22 protein-coding genes and 1 riboswitch are annotated in these 24,582 nt (G+C 46.2%); of the genes, 9 read left to right on the forward strand and 13 right to left on the reverse strand.

The features are described 5' to 3' along the window. Positions 1–79: 79 nt before the first annotated feature. A complete protein-coding gene (locus HNR50_RS12980; RefSeq protein WP_184747206.1) occupies positions 80–445 on the forward strand; it encodes a JAB domain-containing protein in 366 nt (121 codons plus the stop codon). Positions 446–574: 129 nt separating this feature from the next. On the opposite strand, the gene HNR50_RS12985 is transcribed toward HNR50_RS12980, so the two are convergent. Further along, positions 575–2,065 carry a glycoside hydrolase family 130 protein gene (locus HNR50_RS12985; protein WP_221439874.1) on the reverse strand — a complete coding sequence of 497 codons (1,491 nt, stop codon included), beginning with the start codon at positions 2,063–2,065 and terminating at the stop codon, positions 575–577. Positions 2,066–2,236: 171 nt separating this feature from the next. On the opposite strand from HNR50_RS12985, the gene HNR50_RS12990 reads away from it, so the two are divergent. From HNR50_RS12990 to HNR50_RS13005, 4 genes are read left to right on the forward strand one after another with little or no spacing between them, the layout of a single operon-like run. Continuing rightward, positions 2,237–2,905 (forward strand): PIG-L deacetylase family protein, encoded by a 669-nt coding sequence (locus HNR50_RS12990; protein WP_184747207.1) that lies wholly within the window; start codon positions 2,237–2,239, stop codon positions 2,903–2,905. Next, complete coding sequence (locus tag HNR50_RS12995) at positions 2,883–4,025, forward strand: glycosyltransferase family 4 protein (protein ID WP_184747208.1); 1,143 nt, start codon at positions 2,883–2,885, stop codon at positions 4,023–4,025. Before HNR50_RS12990 ends, HNR50_RS12995 begins: the two co-directional genes overlap by 23 nt. Beyond that, positions 4,022–5,218, forward strand: coding sequence for an amylo-alpha-1,6-glucosidase (locus tag HNR50_RS13000; protein WP_221439875.1), 1,197 nt, complete (start codon positions 4,022–4,024; stop codon positions 5,216–5,218). The genes HNR50_RS12995 and HNR50_RS13000 overlap by 4 nt, the downstream gene beginning before the upstream one ends. Continuing rightward, entirely contained in the window at positions 5,215–7,488 is a 2,274-nt protein-coding gene (locus HNR50_RS13005) for a glycosyltransferase family 4 protein (protein WP_184747209.1), read from the forward strand. Before HNR50_RS13000 ends, HNR50_RS13005 begins: the two co-directional genes overlap by 4 nt. Positions 7,489–8,975: 1,487 nt before the next feature. Here HNR50_RS13005 and HNR50_RS13010 read toward each other — a convergent pair. Continuing rightward, the gene (locus HNR50_RS13010; protein ID WP_184747210.1) at positions 8,976–9,791 is read right to left on the reverse strand and encodes a ZIP family metal transporter; all 816 of its coding nucleotides are present in this window, start codon (positions 9,789–9,791) and stop codon (positions 8,976–8,978) included. A gap of 251 nt (positions 9,792–10,042) precedes the next feature. Between HNR50_RS13010 and HNR50_RS13015 the strand changes: the two genes are divergently transcribed. From HNR50_RS13015 to HNR50_RS13030, 4 genes are all read left to right on the forward strand, one after another. Continuing rightward, positions 10,043–10,705, forward strand: coding sequence for a substrate-binding periplasmic protein (locus tag HNR50_RS13015; protein ID WP_184747211.1), 663 nt, complete (start codon positions 10,043–10,045; stop codon positions 10,703–10,705). Between the two features lie 97 nt (positions 10,706–10,802). After that, entirely contained in the window at positions 10,803–11,405 is a 603-nt protein-coding gene (locus HNR50_RS13020) for a TetR/AcrR family transcriptional regulator (protein ID WP_184747212.1), read from the forward strand. A gap of 64 nt (positions 11,406–11,469) precedes the next feature. Then, positions 11,470–12,384 carry an ABC transporter ATP-binding protein gene (locus HNR50_RS13025; RefSeq protein ID WP_184747213.1) on the forward strand — a complete coding sequence of 305 codons (915 nt, stop codon included), beginning with the start codon at positions 11,470–11,472 and terminating at the stop codon, positions 12,382–12,384. Further along, entirely contained in the window at positions 12,381–13,721 is a 1,341-nt protein-coding gene (locus HNR50_RS13030; RefSeq protein WP_184747214.1) for an ABC transporter permease subunit, read from the forward strand. The genes HNR50_RS13025 and HNR50_RS13030 overlap by 4 nt, the downstream gene beginning before the upstream one ends. Here HNR50_RS13030 and HNR50_RS13035 read toward each other — a convergent pair. From HNR50_RS13035 to HNR50_RS13085, 11 genes are all read right to left on the reverse strand, one after another. Beyond that, the gene (locus tag HNR50_RS13035; protein WP_184747215.1) at positions 13,718–15,238 is read right to left on the reverse strand and encodes a sensor domain-containing diguanylate cyclase; all 1,521 of its coding nucleotides are present in this window, start codon (positions 15,236–15,238) and stop codon (positions 13,718–13,720) included. The genes HNR50_RS13030 and HNR50_RS13035 overlap by 4 nt on opposite strands. 31 nt (positions 15,239–15,269) lie before the next feature. Beyond that, positions 15,270–15,494, reverse strand: a complete 225-nt coding sequence (locus HNR50_RS13040; protein WP_184747216.1) for a MoaD/ThiS family protein — start codon at positions 15,492–15,494, stop codon at positions 15,270–15,272. 6 nt (positions 15,495–15,500) lie between these two features. Then, positions 15,501–15,941 (reverse strand): hypothetical protein, encoded by a 441-nt coding sequence (locus tag HNR50_RS13045; RefSeq protein WP_184747217.1) that lies wholly within the window; start codon positions 15,939–15,941, stop codon positions 15,501–15,503. A gap of 1 nt (position 15,942) precedes the next feature. After that, a complete protein-coding gene (locus HNR50_RS13050; protein WP_184747218.1) occupies positions 15,943–17,673 on the reverse strand; it encodes an aldehyde ferredoxin oxidoreductase family protein in 1,731 nt (576 codons plus the stop codon). Positions 17,674–17,679: 6 nt separating this feature from the next. After that, positions 17,680–17,798: riboswitch (molybdenum cofactor riboswitch) on the reverse strand. Positions 17,799–17,846: 48 nt separating this feature from the next. Then, positions 17,847–18,431, reverse strand: coding sequence for a TetR/AcrR family transcriptional regulator (locus HNR50_RS13055; protein ID WP_221439876.1), 585 nt, complete (start codon positions 18,429–18,431; stop codon positions 17,847–17,849). A gap of 23 nt (positions 18,432–18,454) precedes the next feature. Next, complete coding sequence (locus HNR50_RS13060; protein ID WP_184747220.1) at positions 18,455–19,084, reverse strand: TetR/AcrR family transcriptional regulator; 630 nt, start codon at positions 19,082–19,084, stop codon at positions 18,455–18,457. 108 nt (positions 19,085–19,192) lie between these two features. Further along, entirely contained in the window at positions 19,193–19,576 is a 384-nt protein-coding gene (locus HNR50_RS13065; RefSeq protein ID WP_184747221.1) for a hypothetical protein, read from the reverse strand. 1 nt (position 19,577) lies between these two features. Further along, positions 19,578–20,840: a DUF1576 domain-containing protein gene (locus HNR50_RS13070; RefSeq protein ID WP_184747222.1), complete on the reverse strand. Its 1,263-nt coding sequence runs from the start codon at positions 20,838–20,840 to the stop codon at positions 19,578–19,580. Positions 20,841–20,870: 30 nt separating this feature from the next. After that, positions 20,871–23,258, reverse strand: coding sequence for a cache domain-containing protein (locus HNR50_RS13075; RefSeq protein ID WP_184747223.1), 2,388 nt, complete (start codon positions 23,256–23,258; stop codon positions 20,871–20,873). 101 nt (positions 23,259–23,359) lie between these two features. Next, positions 23,360–23,956, reverse strand: coding sequence for a hypothetical protein (locus HNR50_RS13080; protein ID WP_184747224.1), 597 nt, complete (start codon positions 23,954–23,956; stop codon positions 23,360–23,362). 95 nt (positions 23,957–24,051) lie between these two features. Beyond that, positions 24,052–24,501, reverse strand: a complete 450-nt coding sequence (locus HNR50_RS13085; protein ID WP_184747225.1) for a hypothetical protein — start codon at positions 24,499–24,501, stop codon at positions 24,052–24,054. Between the last annotated feature and the right edge of the window lie 81 nt (positions 24,502–24,582).

Raw genomic sequence — 24,582 nt, forward strand, 5'->3', positions numbered from 1 at the left:
ATACCTTTTTTACCTGTGTCTCTTTGAATCCGAGACTGTATCTCATAGTTGAAACTCCTTTTAAAGTGATCCTTCAACTATGTTGACATATAGGGATGTCTATCCCTTGCTCTCCCATTACGGAGACAGGCATCAGGAGTATTTTTTCTGCATATGTCTGAACGGAGCACACGAAGTCATCGATGTGAAAACTGTTTCCAAGGGAATTCTGAATCGGGCTATAATTCACCCCCGGGAGATATTCAGTACAGCCATAGAATTACGAAGCGCTTCCATTGTGGTTGCTCACAATCATCCATCGGGCAATCTGGAACCGAGCAAAGAAGATCGGGATATTACATACCGACTTCAGGAAGCCGGCATCCTGTTGGGAATAGAATTGCTGGATCATGTTGTGTTCTCTCATTCAGGCTATTTCAGTTTCCTGGAGGAAGGGGAAATATAAAAGGAATTTGTTAGTCCATAAAATAGAAATCGGAAAGCTGACCTTCAAGTTTAAGCCCATTTCGGGAAAGGACTTTTGCGGAACCCGGATTTGAATCAACGACCCATCTCCCCGAATAAATGGTTAATTCTACTTGGTCTTTTTCAATTCAGAAAGAAGCTCTTTCAGATTTACTGTGGCGTATGTCGATGCATAATCAGAAACTGCATAGGGAATGATCAGGTCTTCATTATGAATCATGGAGCCGCAGGAATAAACTACATTGGGAACATAACCTTCTCTCTCCCGCTCGTTAGGTGCCAACAGAGGGAATTCCAGCCGGCCGATTTCAACTTTGGGCTGCTCCAGATCCATAAGAACAGCTCCCAGAACATATTCTCTCATAGGGCCTACAGCGTGAGTGATGATCAGCCAGCCATCCTCAGTCTCAATAGGCGATCCGCAATTCCCGATCTGAATATATTCCCAGGAGTAATGAGGAGATTGAAAAAGAAAGGCTTCATTCCAGATATTAATATTATCGGAAAAGGAGATGTAGTTGTTGCACCCGTCCATACGGCACAGCATGGCATACTTTCCATCGATTTTACGGGGAAAAAGAGCCATCCCTTTATTCTTGGCTATATGACCATGAAGCGGAAGGACTTTAAAATGATAAAAGTCTTTTGTTTCAATAAGTTTGGGCATAATTGACATACCGTCATACGCCGTATAAGTAGCGTAATAAATGACTTGCCCGTCATCATCAAAAAACTTCACAAATCGGGCATCTTCTATGCCGCTCCGTTCTGTTGAAGATATGGGGAATATAACCCTTTCGCATATGGCCGAATCCATGGAGAATTCAATTTCGTAGTGAGATGAGGCCAGCCACATGATCTGATTGAATGCCAGCTCTTTATCCAGCGGGAAATTATACTTTTTTATGGCTTCCCTTACACAGGTCTCTAATTCACCATATGTAAACGTATCGCCAAGCGTTCCCAGTATTTCCTCCGGAGGGACAATGCTGTGAATGTCCTGCATTTCATAAAGTTTTTCCAGAAAGATCTGTTTGTTATAAATAAACCGTTTAATTCTTTCCGCCTCCGCCAGCATATTTCCCACAGGTTCAAGAGTCAGATTGCTCTCCCTATCCAGTATGCCGGCACGGAATACAATAGAAGAGATATGCCCCTCTCCCGTTGCGCGAAAACTGAGATTCACCCTTTTTTCTCCGGGGAGGATTCCTGACTGATCGGGGGATTCAACTATGGAAGGATTGAAAAAGGCAGCCGCTTCTATGGAGTATTCCATAGTGAAATAGGCGCCGATAAGTGCTCTCCGTGTAATATCAAGATCTGATGGATTCAAACCGATCTTTTCAAACAAACCGCCTAACTGGAGAAAATGTTTTTCAAAAATCCTGGAGATATTCCTGTGGCGCCTTGAGTACTTTCTCAGTACCTGATTCAATTTATCCTTTGTCTCTTTTTCACTTAGCTGAAGAACCCGCTTTATAACCGTTCGGCTTCTTTCATCATTCGTGTAGAGGAACCTGGCTATAACTCTTGAGGAATCCGGCTTGAACTCGACATCTCTTCTTTTGACATTTATCTGCATCTCTGCCCCTTTCTTCAAAGAAGAACTCCATCCCGCATGCTCTATAAGTTTAAGCCATTAACGGTATAAATAAGCAACCTTAAATAAAAGTTTCAATATATCCGACAGTTTTCCCGAAATTGCCTTAAACTTAAAATTGATATTGTTTCCGGATTTATTAATGCGGCGACTTATCCAGAGGATGCCAACGTGCATACTGGAAACAGATCACTAAAAAAAATTGCCGTCGTAATCGCTCACCCCGATGACGAAACCCTATGGGCAGGCGGATCTCTTTTAATCACAAGCTTTGAAAGTTGTTTTATTCTCAGTCTATGCCGCGCCGGAGATGATGACCGAAGACACAGATTTTTCAGAGCGCTAAAAGAATTCGGAGCAACGGGAGCAATGGCGGATCTCGATGACGGCCCCGGACAGACCCCACTTACACCCGGTCTCATATGCCATACAATCCTGGAAAAACTACCTTCGATTTCCTTCGACCGGATCTACACCCACAGCCCCCGCGGAGAATACACCAGGCATCTCCGCCATGAGGAAACGGGAAGAGCTTTGCTACAGCTATGGATTAAAAAAGATGTGAAAGCTAGTGAAGTCTGTTTATTCGCCTATGAAGACGGCTGTCATAAGTACCTGCCGAGGCCGATAAGCGAAGCACAGATTACTCTCCCCCTTCCCGAAGAGATCTGGCGCAGAAAATACCGAATTATCAGAGAAATCTACAATTTTGGAAACAATACATTTGAGGCAAAAACTACCCCCCGCGTCGAGGCGTTCTGGCTTGTTCCCAATCGCATCTCAGCCCGGCAATGGCTGAATGACACAAGGAGTCACCATGAAAGTTCTGGTCCTATATGAGTTTCCACCCTCTCCGGGAGGCTTGGCCACACAGGGAGATCTGCTCTACAAAGGTTTGATCGAGATGGGAATAGATGCCCATGCCGCACACTTCGAGTCTGAACAGGAAAAGGAATGGTATTACCGATGGTTCCGGCCTGATGTGGTTGCCGGAGTGGGGTTCTGGGGGTATTCGCCTCAAATAATCATTCATCCCCAGTCATTCGGACTGACGGCTGTACCGTGGCTTGTTGCCGATGGCTATATCGCCAATTATCAGGATATCCTCAACAAGCTCCCTCTGATTTTTGTTACATCGCACTGGGTCAAGGAAATGTATGTGAGGGACGGAATTAGGGAAGAGAATATTGAGGTTCTTCCCGTTGGATGCGATACCGCAGCCTTCTCTCCCAAAAGCCCCGATGATATAAAAATCACATCTGTCAGAGAAGCTCTGAGCATCAAACCGGATCAGCTAATGATTCTCACAATAGGGGGCGATGCGGCATCGAAAGGAGGACAGGAAATGATGCATGCTCTTGCGCTTGTGGATAAAGAGGTTCCTGACTGGCGCTATGTCTGCAAAGTCTGGCCCCAGGATAGAACAATACTTCAGAACTCCCAGGATTTTCTTCTGGCCAGGCAATTGGGAATTGAAAAAAAGGTTATTTTTCAGACAAGTATAATATCCCGGAATTTTGTCCCCTACCTTCTCGGAGCCTGCGACATCTATGCCGCCCCTTCCCGGCTGGAGGGATTCGGCATGCCTCAGGTAGAAGCAGGAGCCTGCGGCAAAGCAGTGATAAGCATAAATGCCATGGGGCCTAAAGATACCCTGATACACGGAAAAACAGCACTTCTGGCAGATATTGCTCAGGAAATTACTTTAAGGGAAACAACTCTGGGCGCGGAAGCTGGATTCAGAGAATCAAAAAAGATAGTTTTTGATAAACCGAGAGTGGTTGACTACAGAGCCAGCATCCCCGATATAGCCGATTCTCTATTTAAATTGATGAATAATCCCTCTTTGAGAAAACAGCTTGGCAACGAGGCCAGGAAGAGAGCTGTCAAATGCTTTGATTATCACGTGGTGGCCGAAAAATTTGTTGAGACTGTTCAAAGAAAACTGGAGATAAAATGATGAATGAACGGGACAGGAAGCTGATTGAAGTTGCACAGACAGCCGCACTCGCTGTCCTTAAGCACAATGCCCACGGCCCCTTTAAGGGACTGCCCCGCACGGCCGGGTGGGGATATCCCGAGCCTTACACGAGAGATCTGATGATTTCTCTTCCGGGAATGCTTCTCACAGGAGACAGAGACCTTGTATCGCAAGCGAAAAGAGTTCTGGAAACTCTTGCCGCAAATCAATCAGCCCACGGGCATATACCCTCTCTGATTCACGACCGGGAGGATAGAGGAGCCAGTGATACGACCCCTTTGTTTCTCATTGCCGTTGCCATTTACAGAGAATTCTCAAAAGAGGAAACCTTTCTTGAAACAGAAGTGGGAAAAGCGCTGACCTGGATGGTATATCAAAGTCCCACGGACGGTTTCCTCGTAGCCCAGGAGCCGACAACCGACTGGCGGGACGAACAATGGGTCATCGGTTACGGACTATATGTCAACACTCTTGTCTACACCTATCTCCGGCTGTTCGGTTTCAACAATGAAGCTGATGGACTCCATAAAGCCATTGACCGTTTTACCATCAAGGAAGGGGAGATTCATCATCATGTTCACGAAGGCCTGATAGTCAGAAATAAACCCTATTACGCTTTCTGGTCATTCAAGATTTACAGCAGCGAACGGTTTGATCTTCTGGGAAATAGTCTGGCGATCCTCTCCGGACTGGCCAGCCGTTCAAGAGCTGTAGAAATTATCAGCTGGATTGATGAAGAATGCCAATCCATGGAGAAAAGAGGAGATCTGGCCATAGACCTTCCGCCCAATTTTTTTCCCTATATCACTCCGAAGGATCCCGATTGGCTTGATCGATATGAAAAATACAACAAGCCGGGAGACTACCACAACGGGGGAATCTGGCCTTTTATCACAGGCTTCTACATCGCAGCTCTGGTAGCTGCTGAGCAATACAGTCTTGCTGAAAAGAAACTGCTGCTCCTGACGGAAGTGATAAGAAAATCTCAAGATGAGACTCGGGATTTCGGTTTTAATGAGTGGATAAAAGCCCAAAACGGAGAGGCGAAAGGCCAGGATTGGCAAACCTGGTCTGCCGCCATGTATTATTATGCAGCCCAATGTGTGAGGGAGAGGAAAACCCCTTTCTTCGATGCCCTTAGAGAACAGTCCTACAGGAGGATTTCGCGATGACCGCCACAACATCCAGCATTAAAAACATTGCTTTTCTGGGAAACTACCTCCCCAGAAAGTGCGGGATAGCCACCTTTACAACTGACCTGAGAACAGCGGTTGCCAATCATTCGGCAAATCCCGAATGTTCCGTTATAGCGATTAACGATATTCCGACAGGGTACGAATACCCCGGGGAAGTTCGTTTCGAAATAGAGGAACAGGACCTTTCGTCCTATTTGAAAGCAGCTGACTATCTGAATATCTCAGATATCGATGCACTTTCGCTACAGCATGAATTCGGAATTTTCGGCGGCGTCTCAGGGAGCCATATTCTGACCCTGCTGCATAAGCTGAGAATGCCAGTTATCACAACGCTCCACACAATTCTCCATAATCCTTCACCGGATCAGATGAGAGTCATGAGAGAACTGATTCTTCTTTCGACGCGCTTAATTGTCATGACGGAGAAAGGGCTTCAATTATTGAAAGATATCTATCAGGTACCGCCTTCTAAAATTGATTTGATCCCTCATGGGATTCCCGATGAGCCCTTTGCTGATTCCAATCAATATAAAGGGGAATTCGGAGTCGCGGGGAAACAGGTACTTTTAACATTTGGACTGCTCTCACCCAACAAAGGCATAGAATATGTTCTGCAGGCATTACCGGCCATTGTCAAAGATTTTCCCGATCTTGTTTTCATTGTCGTAGGGCAGACTCACCCCAATCTGCTAAGGGAAGAAGGGGAACAGTACAGGTTAGGTCTTAAAAGACTGGCCAAGGATCTGGGAATGGAAAAACATGTGGTTTTTTTTAACAGCTTCCTGGAACTTGATAAACTGATGAGATTCATTGGTGCCACTGATATATATATCACTCCCTATCTTTCGGAAACACAGATCACTTCCGGAACACTGGCTTACGCTTTCGGGACAGGGAATGCCGTCATTTCAACACCTTACTGGCATGCGGCTGAACTACTGGCTGATAATAGGGGAAAACTCGTCCCCTTCCGCAGCTCAATCGGAATCGAAAAAGCCGTAAAGGAGTTGCTGAAAGATGAACCCCATCGTCAATCCATGCGCAGAAATGCCTACAAAATGGGAAGGACCATGGTATGGAACAGGATAGCGGAACTGTATGTGGATTCTTTCCGACAAGCCGGTGTGGACCACAGTTTTCCGGGTAGCAAAAAATCCTCCATCAGAACCCTCGATGAATACCCGGTAGATCTTCCCAACCTTAAGTTGAATCACCTTTTACGGATGAGTGATTCCACAGGGATTTTTCAGCATGCCAGGTATACTGTTCCCCTGTTCAGCGAGGGCTACTGCACCGATGATAATGCGAGGGCTCTCCTGCTGACCCTCATGCTCCAGGATGCTAATCTCAATACTCCTGAAATTGATAGTCTTTGTATAACTTATATGGCCTTCCTGAACCATGCCTATGACCGGAAATCGCGAAGGTTTCGAAACTTTCTGAGTTTTGACCGCAAATGGATTGAGGAGAAAGTCTCGGAAGACTGTTCGGGTCGGGCCTTGTGGGCATTGGGCTATTGTGTCGGGCACTCCAACCAGAAAGGACTTCAGATGCTGGCTGCAGAGCTTTTCGAACACTCTCTTCCCGAGGTTACCAGCTTTACATCTCCCAGAGCATGGGCCTATGCGCTTCTGGGCATAAATGAATATTTAAAACGGTTGGACGGTGATCGAAGATCCGGAAAGATCGGAGAAATTCTGTCAGAGAGATTAGTCGGACTGTACAGAGACGTATCCTCTCCGGACTGGAGCTGGTTTGAAACTGCGCTAACTTACGGAAATGCGAAAATGCCCCATGCCCTGATTGTCAGCGGGCGCTTTTTGGAAAACGAAGAAGTCCTGAAAATCGGCTATGAAACACTGCGATGGCTTTTAAAGATTCAATCTTCCGAATCGGGATCCTTTCGCCCCGTTGGTTCCTATGGATTTTATAGCAAAGGGACCGAGCGAGCCTTATATGATCAGCAGCCTATTGAGGCTCATGCGACACTATCCGCCTGTATCGCAGCCTATTTTGCATCATCGGGTGAATCTTACTGGATAAAACATGCGGGCAGGACTTTCGATTGGTTTCTTGGGAGGAATGATCTAGGCCAACCATTGTACGATGTCCTTACGGGAGGATGCCGTGACGGTTTGCAGATCGATAGAACAAGCGGGAACGAAGGAGCGGAATCGACCCTGTCTTACCTGCTTTCTCTGGTTGAAATGAAAAAACTGCAGGGACAAATCAGCAGCTTTAAATAAACAACCATCACCAAAATAACCTGAATATACTGAAAATCTGTATAACCAGCTGTTTCCGGAATATGCCAATCCCATGATTATCAGGTCTGTATTCAGCACAAATATGTATAGGGCTGATAGATTGATAACCGCTCTTTTCATGGGTGCCGGCGCTTTATTCGTTACTACGCCTGTTAGTCCACCGATGTTCTTAATTGCCGCTTTTTCTTCTCTCTTTGTAAGTGGAATGGGCACCTCTGTGGGATTATTAATCGGCAGAAATAATAGGGGAAAAGCAAACCAAGTCTCCATAGGGACTCTTCTCCTCATGGGTGTCCTGGGTTGGCAATGGCCATACCCTCTATCTTTTTCTCAGAGGAAGATGTCTACTTTCTCGGAGCGAAAGACCCTTTTTCCAACTGGCGGAAACATATCTTAAGATATTTGCCTTCTCTTTTCCCTTAATGTTAGAGGGTAAAAAGATGGATGTATTAATTTTGAATGACGGCAGTCCCAAGTATAGCTTCATGATAAATGTAATCGCAACTGTGACGAATCTGGTATTGAGAATTCTCTATAACGGACTAAGCGACTAAACAATGTAGATTGTCGAAGCGCTTATGGTATTTGTAATAAACATGGCATTTATTCGAAATTTAACTCCCGGACATATTGAAGCCTATGCTGCTGTTAGCATTATTATGACGATCTTCTACAGCATAATTATGGGCGCAACAATGGGATTACTGCTCATTCTCTCGTAAATGATGGGAAGATAGGACTATTCGGATGTGAAGAGGATTCTATCCTATTCCGTAAAAAAAACTATGCTCTATCGTTTTATACCCTATTTGGTGTTATTACCTGAAATAAACAATATGTTACTGCTATTCATAGATGATCCTTCGACAATTCAGATAGGGATTTTTTCTATATAACCATTGGAATCGCTACGATGTTTGCCAATTTCCCTTTATAGGCAAGCATGTTTTATAGGGCAATCAATCGCCCTTTGGAATCGGCGGCAATATCCACGGTAAGAACATTGCTCTTTAATTCCGGTTCTCATTTTTCCGGAGGTTATATATCTGGATTCAGATAAAAGAGCGAAAAAATCTTCTCAAACAAAGATGATATATTAAAATACCTAGATAAATACAAAGAGTATAATGAAGAACCTGCAATACTATTTTTATCAGGAGATTACAGAGAGCCATTTGATGCATTGCAGAGTTCAGTAGATCTGCTCATTTCCGACCATGCGGAATTTGTATCCCGGCACGCAAAACAATATCTGAAAAGAGGAGGAATCCTGCTGGCCGGAGACAGCCATGGAGATGCGACAATAGCGAACTCAGATTCCGATTTTAGTTTTATTGGTGTACTGACGCGTAATGCCGGACAACACCAATTCAGCAATAATGAGAATGAAAGCTATTTTAAGAGATATAAAAATGATATGAAAACAACTCCTATATAAAGGGAATTCCGGCTTTCTACCCGTTTCCTTACCCCAGAGCGACATCCAGCGTCATCATTACCGCAAAGCCCAGCATGGCTCCTATAGTGGAAATATCGTTGTGGTCTTCATCCTCCTGAGAAGAGGGGACCAGCTCCTCAACAACGACATAAATCATGGCACCGGCGGCAAAAGCCAGAGCGTAGGGCAATATGGGCCGAAAGAGAATAACAGAAGCGGCCCCCAGGACTCCTGCGACCGGTTCTACCATACCGGAAAACTGGCCGTAGACAAAACTCTTTCTCCTCGATAAGCCTTCACGTCTGAGAGGAACCGATACAGCCGCCCCTTCAGGAAAATTCTGAATCCCGATACCGATGGCAAGAGCGACAGCTCCCGCAATGGAAGCGGAAGGAATACCGGCCGCGACAGCACCGAAAGCCACACCGACAGCCAGGCCTTCGGGGAAATTGTGTATGGTTATAGCCAGGACAAGCAGAACGCTTCTCTGCCAGCTTGATTTAACCCCTTCCTGCTCTCCTTTTTTAAAACCGGGATGTACATGGGGCAGCGTTTTATCGACAATCCAGAGGAAAGCTCCCCCGAGAAGGAAACCTACAACAGCGGGAATCCAGTCGGCCCCGGGGAATTCCGCTGACATTTCAATAGCCGGAGCCAGAAGAGACCAGTAGGAGGCGGCAATCATGACCCCTGCGGCAAAACCGAGCATACCGTTGAGCACCTTTTTGTTAATCGATTTGAAAAAGAAAACCATCGCGGCGCCCAGGGCTGTAACGGCATAAGTAAAGAGGGTTCCAATCAAAGCCTGCATAACAGGGTGAAACTGAGATAACCATTGAATCATAAATGCATCCTCCATGTTGTTATTCAGATATTAATCAATTTTATAATGTGTGGCAATTCTTATTAAGAATAATTATCAATAGCTGGAAATGTTATTTCTTTATCCTTGATACTCCCAGGATTCTCAACTACTTTATAAATGTGAGCCACTGGTATAAATATAAAACAAAATTATCAATATTATTCATCATTTTACTGACTGTTACAGCAATAGACCGCATTTTTGCTCAGAATGTTGACGATCTGTACCTGATGAGCGAAGAATTTCCTCCCTACAACTTTGAATTGAATGGCCGGCTTCAGGGAATTTCCATCGATCTTATGGTTCTATGCCTCGATAAGCTGGGTTCCCGGCAAACCAGACAGGACATACGCATCCTCCCCTGGGCCCGTTCCTACAAAATGTTGCTGGAAGAGGAAAAGACTGTTCTTTTCGCCATAACGCGAACACCTCAAAGGGAAAATCTGTTCAAATGGGTAGGTCCGATCTCCTCCAGTAAAAATGTCCTGTTCGCCAGAAAAAATTCGCTTATATCCCTATCATCTCCCGATGATATAAAGAAATACAGAACCGGAGCTATCCGGGATGACGCAGGAGAACAGCTTCTCCAGGATCTCTTCGGACTTGACCGGGAAGGAATTGAACTGACGAGCAGCGCCCTTTCAAGCCTTCTGCAGTTAAAAACCGGAAGGATCGATCTCTTTGCCTATGACGAGAATGTCTTGCATTGGATAATGACGCAGGAAGGATTGAACCCCGAAGATTTCGAAAGCGTTTATGTATTGAGTGAAGGGTTTCACTATTTCGGATTTCACAGAGATACTGATGATGAACTGATCGAACAGTTTCAGAAAGCTCTGGATGATTTGAAAGATGAAGGACTGTACGATATTGTATTGAAAAGATATCAGTAGCTATGTTTTTCATGCAATAAATGTTGACTTCTTATCTTTCTCCTGCTAACATATGACTATATTTACTTTTTTGGTCATATGATTTCAGGAGGATGACTTGCCAAGAGGTTTTACCGATCAGGAAAAACAGAATATCCGTATCCGGCTGATGGAAACGGGAAGAGAAGCTTTCGGACGGTACGGGATCAAAAAAACCAGTGTCGAAGATCTGGCAAAGAAGTCGGGAATATCCAAAGGGGCTTTCTACCAGTTTTTTTCTTCCAAGGAGGACCTTTACTTCGCCATTATCCGGCATTATGAAACGGATCAGCACGAAAAAATGTACGATCTACTCAGTGAAAACAGCGATAATGCCAGAAAACAGCTGAAATCAGTTATTTCATCCATTATGGAACAGGTGGACAGCGACCCCTTTATCCGGCGGCTTTTAAGCGGAGACGAATTCGATTATCTCTGGCAGAAGTTTACTCCGGAGCAGCTTCAGATCGCTATGGATGCCGATGTGGATTTCGCATCGAAACTCGTGGATACCTGGAAAGAAAAAGGCAAGTTGAAAGTGGACGATCCTAAACTGGTTACTGGTGTTTTCCGGGCACTATTTTTCCTCTACCTCCACAAAAAGGATATAGGAGAAGATGTTTTTCCATCCGTTGTTGACCTTCTCCTCCAGTCGTCTATTGAAAAGCTGATTGAGGAATAAGTTTTTTTACCAACCGTATGACCATTTAATAGATATAAGTCATATAGTTACATAGGAGTTAATTATGGAAGACAGTCCGGTTCTGGAAACAGAAAGTCTGACCAAATCCTACGGGAAATCCCGGGGAATCATCGATGTGAATCTATCCGTCTCCAGGGGAGAAATATTCGGCTTCATCGGACCCAACGGCGCGGGGAAGTCCACAACAATCCGGACGATTCTGGGGTTGCTTTTTCCCGATTCGGGACACGTCCGGCTATTCGGCGAGAATGCTCTTTCCTCGGGAGACTTTCTCAGGCAGCGGATCGGTTTCGTTCCATCGGAGCTGAATTACTACGACGGATTAAAAACCGGGCAACTTCTCGATTATTCCGCCCGTCTTTTCAAGGTGAAAGATAAAAGCATTATTACCCGGTTCTGCGAAAGGCTGGACCTGGATACAAACCGGTCGATCAAAGACCTGTCTCTGGGAAACAGAAAAAAAGTAGCCATCATTCAGGCTCTTCTACATCGGCCGGAGCTCCTTATTCTCGATGAACCGACCAGCGGTCTCGACCCTCTGATGCAGTCTCGCTTTTACGAAATACTCCGGGAAGAACAGGAACGGGGCGCCACTATTTTTTTCTCCTCCCATACTTTGTCGGAAGTGGAAAGACTTTGCAGCCGCGTGGCCATAATCAAAGAAGGGAAAATCATAAAAAACAGCGGAATGGAGGAACTGAAACAGCTTTATTTGAAACGCTTCCGTCTTATTTTTCCGAGAGGCACGTCATTTTCCGCTGAAGAGCTGGAAAAAGCGGCACCGGGCGTTCTTCAGCTAAGCCTCAACAAGCGGGGTGCCGAAGGACTCTACAAGGGAAATGTTCGGGACCTGATGAAAAACCTCTCTCAATTGCCACTTGAAGACGCCGTCCTGGAGGATCCCGGTCTTGAGGAAATCTTTATGCATTACTACAACGGAAAGGAGGATACAGTATGAATCTGACAATCTATTCAATGGAAATGAAAAGGAATTTCAAATCCTTTCTCATCTGGAGCCTCTCCATTTGCGGTATACTTTTTTTCGGGATGCTCTTCTATCCGGCCATCAACGCCGATGGCCTTCTGCTCCAGATGGAAGCGCTATTTGAAAACCCCATGATGAAGGGTCTGCTGTCAGCTTTCGGAGCCGATCTGACAAGTCTGGCCAGCCTGACAGGGTTTTATGTCACATACAACTCTATCTACAACGTCCTCCTCGCCTGTATATTCGTCTCCATTGTGGCCGCGAACCTTCTGGCAAAGGAGGAAGCGGAAAAAACAGCTGAATTTCTCTATACCAGACCGGTTTCCAGAAGGTCGATATTCATCAGCAAGACTGCTGTCCTCCTCTCATATGTAACCATACTTTCACTTCTCTACTTCCTGACAAGCCTCGTTGCCATGAACTTTGTAAAGGCGGATTCCCCTGTGACACTCTTTCTATCTCCAGAGGATAAAAAGGTTCTGATAAACGCTGTGGAAAGACACCCCGGTTCTATCTATAAAGCTTTTAATATCAACGAAGACAGTTTCGGGTCTCTATCCCTGTCTTATGCAGCAGGGCTTCTGAATGGCAACAGAGGAGAGATGGAAGAGATGGATCTCGACCCTGAGGCAATGAACAGTCTTCTGAGCGAAGCGGAAAAGGATCCGGAAGGCTTTTTTTCCGGCGTACTGGAGAATCCCGATCCCTATATGTCCCTCTTTTCCTTCCCCCTTGAAAAGAGAGAGGAATTCCTCGAAAACGTCCGCGGAGAAATGGAGGAATACAAGTCGATGAAAGAGGACTTCTTCCGATCGCCGGAATTGTTTCTTCTCTTCTTCGAAGCCGACCCGTCTCTTTTTCTCAATCAGTTCAGTAATTCGGAGACATCAATGGATCGGGCAATTAAGCTGCTCGAACTGCCGTCAGATTTTTATTCCCATATTTTCAAAGCCTATAGTGTGAGGGTCATGTTTATACTCAGCACTTATGTCTTCCTGCTCCTCCTTGCCATGAGTTCACTGGTCCTGCTCCTCTCTCTTCTGGTTAAAAGAGGGAAATCCGTTTTGGGGACCTCTCTGGGTATTGTATTTTTCTTTTATTTTCTCAATTCCATATCATCAGCCGCATCGGCGATATCTCCCGCTGCAAAGATGATTGGATACATCAGCCCGTTTACCTGGATGGATACGGATTTCAGTGTTCCCGATTACGGTATTATCTGGTGGAAAGTCGCTCTTTTTCTGGGTATAACCGCATTGTCTCTTTTTATCAGCGGCTGGATCTTCAAAAGAAAGGATATTCTGATTTAGGAAACGACTCTGTTCCGTCCCTCATTCTTCGCTTTATAGAGGTTGGTATCGGCAGCCTCTATAAGCGGATTAATCTCGGCCTCCTCCGGAGACACTTCCGCGACTCCGATGCTGATGGTAATCCGCCCGGCCTTGGAAAACAGGAAATTTCCGACCTCGATACGGATCAGATCCAGGACCTGGTGAGCCATAGACAAGTCTGTCTCAGGGAGAATCAATAAAAACTCCTCACCACCGTACCTTCCGAAAATATCTGTAGTCCGGATTTTACCCGATATAAGACTGGCCATCTCTTTCAATACAGCATCTCCGGCCAAATGGCCATGCTCATCGTTTACAGCTTTGAAATGGTCTATATCAATCATGGCGATACTGAAAGGCCCCCCGTATCGACGGAAACGTTCCAGTTCATATTTCAGTTTCTCAAGCACAATCCTTCTGGAATAGGCTCCGGTCAGCTGATCATGGATGACCAGTTCCTCCAGCTTTTTTTCTGATTTGTTGTAATAGTAGAGAAAGAACAAGAGGAGAAAAAACAACAGGGCAAAACTTATGGAGATGATAAGGAACGATTTCTGAAGATCGATAATGCTATCATCGGGGCTTCTGGTAAATATATATGCGACGATGCGTTTATCAAAATTCCTGACGGCGCGGAACGAGAGAATCAATCCCTCACCACCGGGAAGATGAATGGTAAAGCTCTCATTGTTGCTTTTCAGCTCTTTATCAAGAATCCTTTTGATTGCGGTTTTGTCGCTCTCCTCAACAACATTTTCCAGAATACAGGATTCAGAAATTCCTTTATCGAGGAGAAAAGAACTGTCCATCTGCCAGGGAATATAATTGCTTTTCTCTTCGTCAAACACCTTTTCGTCTATGACAGACTGGAGAATAATGAACTGGGCTTTGCCGTAAAATCGCTCCTCCAGCTTGTTGATGAGGAGAGACATGTTGAAACTGACTTCCACCGTTCCCAGATTTTCCCCTTTGTATTCAAGGGGAAAGACATTCCTGTATCCATTGAAGATCCTGCCTTCCTCAAAACCGGATAGAGGTTTTCTTGTTTGATTTACTGATTCGACGGAATAGCGGATACCTGTCAGATCGTCACCGTAACGGGACGGCCTGTGCATTCTCAGAAAACTCAGGTTATTTTTCTCATGAAAATGGATCTGTCTGAAATTATGATTGATCAGATTTGCATAAAAAGGTTCAAGAAGTTTGTAGAGCTCTTTTCGATAGGCATCCTTTTCCGCTTCATCGTTTGCATTATAAGCATTATGGAGCAGCGTCAGAACCGGCTCTGTGTTAATCTCCGTTTCCCAGATCTGGACGGCCCACTCCGAATAGAGGCTGATAAGCGCTTCGGATTCTCTTTCCAGCTTTGTTGCGTATCGACTGTATATTTCATCAGTATCTTTTAGGTAATTGGAATAAAGTCCCAGATATACACTCAAAAGAGAAATTATGGAAACGAAGAGAATCATCAGGACATTTCTTCTGGTTCTGCGCATAACTCAATTATCGGTTATGATCCTTTAAAATTCACCCTCCCCCTATGGGAGGGAAAAGGCCTATGGAATCCCCCCCCTTTACAGGCGAGTCGAATGTCCCGTGAATATTATTGATAAATATGATGGTAATTTTCTCCCTGGGAATGCCCAGCCTGTCCACAAGGGAGCCGATAGACTCCCCTTCGGAGATTTCCATCTCGGGAACAGGGGGATATACAGTCCGCAATGTGGCAAAAGTCTTCACTTCAACAGTCAAAATCCTCTACCCCTCTGTTTCCTCTATATAAAAACCGCAGCGCAGAACATCTTCTTTATGATCGGTGAGAACTGTGTTAAATAGTTTCAGGCGGATAAAGCCTTCAGCCATAGTCTCATCTCTTCCGGAAGAGGCTTCGCTTATGGTGTTCCTCATGGCTTTTATGGGGCTGTTGCTTCTAAGCATAGCCCCCACAAGCCCGGGCATGGCACCGGAAAGCACCAATGTATCGCCGGAGGCCAGAACCCTAGCCTCCGGCTCATCAACACAACCGTTATTGAGAATCAGAGTCTGAACCTCTTTTTCCATCTGATCCTTTGAGAGATTCAGAACTCTGAGGATGAAAGCGGTTACCGTTTCCTCTTCAAGAAAGGGAACCAGAACTCCTTTCTGCAATTCCATGGTGAGTATAAGACTGCCGCTTTCATTTTTCCCGATATATTTCATATTACCAGTTGAAAACCTGATCCAGTTCTTCGTCTGTCACGTCGAAAATGGCATCATGAGGAGCCAGTCTCTCCCGTTTGAAGTACATGGGAAGCCTGTCGTGCTCTTTGGTAAATCCCGCTCTTTTGTTGAACTCCCGCTCCCAGGTCAGAATGTCTTTACCGAGGGCTGTTACGTCATCGGCAGTCAGATTCAGGCCGTGGAATGCGTTAATCAGATCGACGAAAGCGTTGAAGGTTTCAGGCTGATCGAGAATGGGAAAAGCTATAAAGAGACACATTCCCGTCGAGTCTATGGCTGCCGTGGCGATCTGCAGGTTCCGAGAGAGTTCGATCTGCCCCTGAGGTTTCAGAGGATCGACAAATCCGCCCACTTTAAGGATGTTGGTGGCAATGGCGTAACCGGCCGTGTGGTCTGCTCCCATAGGTGTGGTGGCATAGGTTACTCCGATACCCTGAATCGGTCTCGGGTCGTAGGCAGGCATGGCCTGTCCTTTGACGACCGGAGCTCTCTCGATACCGAATGTCTTGGCCGCAACAGCGGCTCCGCTTCCGAGGATTCTACCCAGAGGCGTCCCTTCGCCGACTTCCCTGACCAGTTTCATCGCGCCTTCGGCGTCTCCGAATTCACAGAGTCCCGCTTCCATGGCCACACCGATGGTGGCGCCCATTTCGATCGTATCCAATCCGAAATCGTCATCCATACGGTCCATTCTGGCGATGGCGTCCAGGTCATCGATACCGCAGTTGGCTCCGTGAGCCCAGACTGTTTCGTATTCCGGCTGCTTGGTTATATAGTTTCCATCTTTGTCCACATAGGTACCGGAACACTGAATAACGCAGCCGCGATGGCATCCGTGGGTAGCCAGGCCGCCCCGTGAAGTTTCGGTTTCAGCCTGGGTTTCGCCGCTGATGTTATGAACTTTGTCGAACTGTCCCGTTGTGAAGTTGTTAGTGGGAAATCCGCCCGCTTCGTTGATAACATTGGCAAGGACGTTGGTCCCGTAGGCGGGGAGCCCCTGTCCGGAAACCGCGTGTTTCTTGATTCCGGCGATAAACTCTTTGTTGGCGGCTTTGAAAGCCTCATCATTAACAGGCTTTCTGACGGAACAGCCCGCATCATCGAGAACAAGGGCTTTTATGCCTTTGGAAGCCATTACGGCGCCGACGCCTCCCCTTCCGCAATGTCTGGTAGGTCTTAATTCCATATCGGTTACGGCGATTGATGAGTTGGCCATCTTTCTTTCACCGGCAGAACCGATAGACATATAAGCGCATTTTTCACCGTATTTGGCCACAAGTTTTTCTACAGCCGCATAGTTGTTCAGGCCTGTTATATCGTCGGCGGGAACGATTTCCACGCTGTCTTTCCTGACAATTAGAGTATAGAGTTTTCCCTCAGGAGATTCCCCTTCGAGAATGATGGCGGCGTAACCGATCTTAGCCAGAACCTGGGCTGCCTGACCTCCCGCGTTGGATTCCTTAATCGTTCCGGTCAAAGGGCTCTTGCAGCCGACGGATAGACGCCCGGAAATCGCCGCGGCGCTTCCCGACATAAGCCCCGGAGCAATTACAAGCTTATTTTCCGGCCCCAGAGGGTGGCAGAGAGGAGGAACTTCCGTAAAAATGACTTTTGAGGTGAGAGCGCGCCCGCCGATCCCGGCATAGTCGCCTACTTCTTCGATAGAGTATTCCGGTTTGGAACTCATCCTGACACGTAAAATTTTATCCATACATTTCTCCCTTGTCTGATTTCTCCTTTCCAAACACGGGAGGCCGGGGGATTTCTCCACAAGACCCTGACGGTCTGCATTCCATAGAAGACTTTAGGAAAACAGACTCGGAGATGGATTATTTATAATTATACAATGCATTTCTGATTTGTAAATGTTAAGATTTTAAAGGATCAGGTCAGGAGGGAACAGATGAGATTGACTTCTTCCTCTACAACCGCGAAAGACAGAGATTCCCGTACAATCCTCATAACCAATCTCTGTGTGTAGGCAATAAGCATATCGATTGTGGCGAACTCGGAGTAATCTACAGATTCGGGACGGGACAGATCCTGATTGGAAACAAATGTCCTGGTGCTGATCTCCCGCTGCATGAAATCCACATACTTTTTATCGGGATATCCCCTGCTGAAGAAGATATCGAAACAGCTGATAAACATATATTCCTGAAGCTGGTTTTCAAGAATATCTTTTATAATCTCTTTCACTTCAACAGCCGGTTTACCCAGAATATTCCAGGTATCGAAAAAACTGACTTTTCTCAGGTTGAGAATCTGGATATCTACGGCAATTTTTTCTTTGGATTCATAATAATTGTAAAGGCTCCTACGGGTTATGGAGGACGCTTCGGCAATCATCTGCATGGAAACTCTGTCAATTCCCTGATCGATGAAAAGAACTTTGGCGGCTTCGAGGATTTCTCCTCTTTTTTTATTAAGGGTCCTTGAATCGTCATAGCCCAGTATTCCGAGATCCATCACTATGAGTCTCCTTCAATGCCCTAAAGCAGCTTATCTATCAGCATAATGTAATCGTGATATTTGACAATGCCCTGCTCTTTATGAGCTTCAAGTCTGAAACTGATCCTTTCAAGATAGGCGATCAGGCTTTCAAAACATATTTTCGCCATCAATTCAGGAGCCACGGAAGCATCTCTAAAGCTCCCATTAATTTTTAACTGAGTAAAATACTCGATAATTTTCGTATTGTTCAGAAGATAGTTGACGAAGAGATTTTCTTCCCCTATTAAATCATTCCGCTCCCGGGCGTACTGATCGAAATAGACAGTAAAGGCCAGTCGTTCGGAATCCTTGATGAGATAATTGTAAAGCGAGACAAGACAGTGTTTGATTCCCTCTTTGTTCATGTCTCCAGGCTGCAGTTTGTAGTTGCAGTTATCCAGGACATCATTCAACAGCAGTTTGTGAAGGAGAAGAGCGAGTTCCTCTTTGGTATCGTAATGATTATAAAGCGTTCTCCGGGTCAAGCCGACGGCGTCTGCGATATCCACCATTGTCGTCCTGAAAATTCCGTTGCGGGCGAAAAGCTCGAACGATGCTTCCAGGATGCGTCGGCGGGTTTTTATAACGGTACGGCTCAGCGTTTTGTCTTCTATATGGTTAAACATCATTAAATTACTCGATAAGGTACACCATACAAAAATTTTCACACTCAGGCAACGGTTGAAAAGGGGGAACCTTTATTTTATCGATAAAAAAAGAACAAAATTAAAAATAAACTAATTTTTCCCTTCAGGTATGGTAAACTTCCGGCTGTCGAAGCGGTCGCCGCCCAGCCAGAGATCGATCTTGATACCACTGCCGGTTCTGGCAACATCGCAGTGCTTGAGCTGCCACCCCAGAAGATTGAGCCTGGAGGAGCCCAGAAGGTCGTGACCGGTCATAGCGCCGTAATAGCTGGCCAGTTCGGGTCTTTTCCGGCTGTTGAGGGCCTTGTCTATTTTTTTGATTTCCTCATCGCTGTGTTCGTTGTCATCGATAATGCACAGATGAAGGCCGTCTTCCTCCTGATGAAGGGAGATAACCATCCTCATGGGATCGCCCTGGAGAATATAACTTGAGATTTCCCCGATAAGATGGAGAATGAAGTCTTTTCTTTTCATATCAGAATTCCTCTTTGTTCGTTCTGTACCACTGAATAACAGCAATTATTAGAGATGCCGTCAAACCTCCGGCAAAACCATTGTTATAGAGATTCATGCCGCCGTGCCAGGCCCCCGTCTGGAGCACCATGAGGAGATGAATGATACCGGCCGCCACACCGGCGGGAATACCGAATTCTCCGGCCAGGGGAGCCAGCGTCGTAGAAAAAATCGCCGCGAGAACAGGGCCGGGGGAATTAAGGGAATTCCCTGTAGCCAGAGTAGCCAGGATGACACCGGTAACAACAGGCCAGGCATTGGAAATATGGGTACCGAAAGCCCCGAAACCCATTATGGTAAGCAAACCGCCGATAACAGATCCGTTAAAAGGCGCTCCGATAAGGTAGATATAAAGTGAACCGGCCAAGCCGATCAGTCCGCTGTTGAGCAGGGTTCCTCCCGCGGAGACGAGATCGATAAAATCCGAGGGAAGACGGCCGGGTATGGTAAGAATTTCTCTCAGGGCTTTCCAGACCTTCCTCCCGTCTCTGACGATTCCGGCAGCGATCAGCAGGAGCGACATGGCCGGAACGAGAAGTGACAGATAGGGGTTTGTCCCCTCGAACCAGTAAAAAGCCCCGGCATATTCATGGCCGAATCCCCGTAAAAGTGCGGCGGCGAAAAGCCCGAAGAAACCGCAGGTCAGCCCCATATTATAGAGGTTATACCCCTGATGGAGATGGAGCATGGAAACAGCGATGGCGGGAAGAAAGAAACCTGTAACGATCCCCCCGGCTGTACCGGCAAGAACAGCCGCCAGAGGAGGCAGTCCCAGTTCCCAGGCAAGAGTGCTGACAAGAGGAGCCAGAGCCGTTCCGAAAAGGGCGATCATAAGATAGTCACGGAGACCTTTTCCCACAAGCCGGGCCGATAGATATACACCGAAAAAAATCGGTAGGATATTGAGAGGGGTTTTTCCGAAAAGACCGAAACCCGCCATAGTCAGAACAGCGGCGAAAGTCGGTCCCGAGAGGGGTATCCGGGACACCAGAATCAAAAGAAGGCCAATAGCCCCTACAAGAGCTCCGTTCAACAGGGCTCCGCCGGTACCGGCGATTTCAATATAATCATTAATAAGCCTGGCCGGATGTGTTTGTATTTTCAAAAAACCTTTCGCGGTCGCACTAATGCCGGAATCGGCCAGACCGGTAAAGATCATTCCTGTCAGAAGCAAGGACAGAATTATCAGAAGATAAGTATGGTTACTGATTTCTTTTTGAGCCATATGGGATTCTTACATGAAATATAGTGTCTATCAATCCATTTCTATGACTTCGCGCAACTTTTTGGCAAGACTTCCCATGGAAAAGGGTTTCTGGATAAACAGAGAACCCATTTCCAGAATATTCTGCTGTGCCATGGCCTTGTCGGCATAACCCGACATGTACAGGACCTTCAGATTTTTCCGGCTCCGGGATATTTTTTCATAAAGCTCTCTGCCGTTCATATCGGGCATGATGACATCGGTAAGAAGGATATCCACTTTCCCCTTGTAGGTTGAGAGAACATTTATAGCTTCCGTGCCGTTGGCGCTGCTCAGGACATTATATCCCAGATCCCGCAGAATGGTTTCCGTCAGTTCTTTAACCTGCCTGTTGTCTTCGGCGACTAGAACTGTTTCAGACCCCCGTCGGTTTTCTCCATCTGCTTCTTTCTTTTCCGCCGGCAGATTTTCCGAACTCAAGGGAAGATAGACTTTAAAGGTCGACCCCCGTCCGGGTTCGCTGTAGACAAGGATATCGCCGTTATGCTGGTTCACGATACCATATACCGTGGCAAGTCCGAGTCCGATGCCGAACTCGCCCTTCGTAGAGAAAAAGGGTTCGAAGATTTTATCCTTGATTTCCGGCGCCATCCCCTGTCCCGTATCGCTGATGGCCAGCAGAACATAAGACCCCTTTTCGATATTATTGTACTTCCGTCCCGAACTGTTCTCCATTTCCACAACTGTCAACTCTACAGTGAGAACTCCTCCGGCAGGCATGGCATCCTGGGCATTGACGCATAAATTGAGAATAACCTGCTCGATCTGTCCGGGATCGGCCATGACTATGGGTGTTTTTTCCGATTCTACAATTTCAATGGAAATATCTTCGCGTATGGTTCTCTTGAGAAGTTTCTGGAACCCCGTAACCACTTTGTTGAGATCAAGCGGCTTATACTCCAGCTCCTGTTTGCGGCTGAAGGCCAGTAGCTGCTGAACCAGATCACGGGCTTTGCCACCCGCTTTGAAGATCTGCTGGACCTGCCTTTTCAGGGCTTCGTTCTCCATTTTGTTCATAAGCATTTCGCTGTAGCCCAGTATCGGAGTCAATAGATTATTCAGATCGTGAGCTACCCCGCCGGCAAGCCGGCCGATGGATTCGACCTTTTGGGTCTGCTGAAGCTGCTCTTCTATGCGCGATTTCTCCTCCAGTTCGATACGCATCAGTTCAAAAACTCTGGCGGTTTCATCCACTTCCCTGTAGGACGTCTCAATATTGAGAGGACTTTTCAGATTACCGCTGCCCACCGATTTCGCAGCGCCCTGCAGACGGATAAGGGGCTGGACTATCGACCGGGTTATGAAAAATCCGATAAGAATGGTAACAAGCCCCAGAGACAGGGATATGATAAGGGAAGAGGTTCTGTTTTTTTTCAAAGCTCCGATATAGTCATCTTCGGGAATATAGATTCCCAGCAACCAGGGCCAATAAGAAGCCTTGAAGGGAGCAAACATGGCATGGAAGACCTGATTCTCATAATTAAAGGTGAAAAAAAGCTCGCTCTTTTCATCCAGTTCATATTCTTTCGATTGCAGGGCTTCATAAGCCGCTTTACTCACTTCGTCTTCCAGTTCGCCGATAGTGGCCAGATGAACAGCATCATCATCGGTATTGACTGTAAGCTGACTTTTTTCGGGATAGGCCAGAACCTTGCCCGTGTTATCGAGAATAAAGGCTTTTCCGTTTTTTCCTATGCTCAGACTGGCCAGAAAATCGGAAAGTTCGGAAATTTCGATATCCACCCCGACGACACCATGAAGAGAACCGTTATCATTATAGACCGGGCTGGCTGTCGTAATTCCGGGATTACGGGAGGTGAAAAAGACATAGGGATCGGTCCATATCAGACTTCTGGCCTCTATAGCCTGAATGAACCAGGGTCTCTTCCGGGGGTCATAAGTATCCTGATCATCGGAATACTGGCGGGTTTCCCGGAAAAACAGATCAGTCTCCCGGAACACGACAGAACGCTCTCCATCAGTCAGAGAGATGTTCTTTGTCATAAACCCCTCTTCGCCGCGGCGGGAAACCATGACGAACTCCCCTTCAACCGTTCCGTAATAAATGTTGGAGAACTGGGAATTGACCATCAGCTGCTCAAAGAAATAGTGCTCCATTTCGTTTTTACGGCTGGATGTGACTATTTTGTTAACAGCCAGACCGCTCGTGAGCAGAGCGGCGTCCCGGGCAGGATAGAGGTGACTGCGCGACTTATCTATGGTGTAGGAAGAAATATTACCCATTATCTCTCTGGCATGTTCGGTAAAGACCTGCTTCGAAGAGAAATAAGTCGAAAGGATGATGAAGCTTATAATTCCCATAACCAGACCGGGCATCCCGAGAATGAGAATAAAGCGGATCGATATTTTCTTTTTCACGTTCATATATGATAAGATCAGAAAAATTTGGTGTCAACTATGAAAAAAGCCGCTGAACTCGTAGAACAGCGGCTCGTTTTTTCCAACAGCAGACAGGTCAATCAATTCCCGTCTGTCGTAACTTCCTCTCTCAGAGATTCAAGCTCTCCGATGATAGAATCAAGCTTAGTTGAAACTTCGTTGATTTTCGCCTCCGTATCCGATACGGCTTTCTGCTTCTCGGCAATCAATTCCTCATTTCTGGCGACGATGGCTTCCCGTCTCGCCGAATCATTGGTCAGGAATTCCACTTCGTCTTTATCCGAAGCGACCTGTTCGGTCAACCTGGTCTGCTCTGTCCTTAAAATCCACATTACGCTTTTCAGCTCGGCCCGGCTCGAATCCAGTCTATCCAGAGTCTCTCTGTCTTTCGTTTCCCGGCTGATGGAATTCAGTTCCAGATTGGTTTCACTGGCATAAGCCAGATTCTCCGCGATTTTCTCCAGCCTGGATTCAGAGGTCTGAATTCTGTTTTCCAGAAAGGCCTTTCTCTCTGCATTGGTTTCTATTATCGTCCTGTGATTGTCATTGGTTCTCTGAAGTCTGGCTATCTCTTCATTTGTCTCTTTTACATCAACATAATTTGAATCAGCCTGAGCCCCGATGGAATACACTCCTGCCAGCAACAAACAAAGCAATGCTATGGATCTTTGCTTCATCTTTCTCTCCTGTTTCAATTCGATCTTTATTGAAATTATAAGAAGCGGTGGTGGTTTTTACAAATTCGCAGAGGAGAAAAGTTGGAGAAAAAAGATCAGTCGTCTACAGGTTCGAGTTCCTCGACCGGCTCTTCAAAGGCTTCCAGTTCTTCAATGGGTTCAGAATCTGGCGTATAGGGAACGGCGACGGGGAGTCTGTATATATCTTCCCGGATTTCAGGCTGGAAGGGATTGTATTCTGGAACGTCTCCTCCCACCTCAATCAGCTCTCCCAGATCGCTTTCATCCTCAACGGGTATGAGAACACCGGGAGCAGAAGAATCATCCGAAAGAGAATCCTCATCCAGGGGAACGGGAATATCATGTTTATGATTTTTGCCGGAGACGCGCAGAACTAATGAATAAAAAAGCAGAACCGCCAGAGTTCCGGCTAAATGCAGAGTTCTGTTTTCGATCAGGAACAATCGGTCTATGAGGAAAAGGGAAAAAGCCAGAGCCATGATGAGAATAGCAGCTCCCCTCCCTTTTTTTACCGTGTTTTTCATACTGGCTCTATTATAGTATGACCCATCTGAAAATTAAACACATTTTCTTTTTAACAATTGTTAATATCCTGAATCTTGAAT

This window comes from Spirochaeta isovalerica (genome assembly GCF_014207565.1).
GTDB lineage: Bacteria > Spirochaetota > Spirochaetia > DSM-2461 > DSM-2461 > Spirochaeta_F > Spirochaeta_F isovalerica.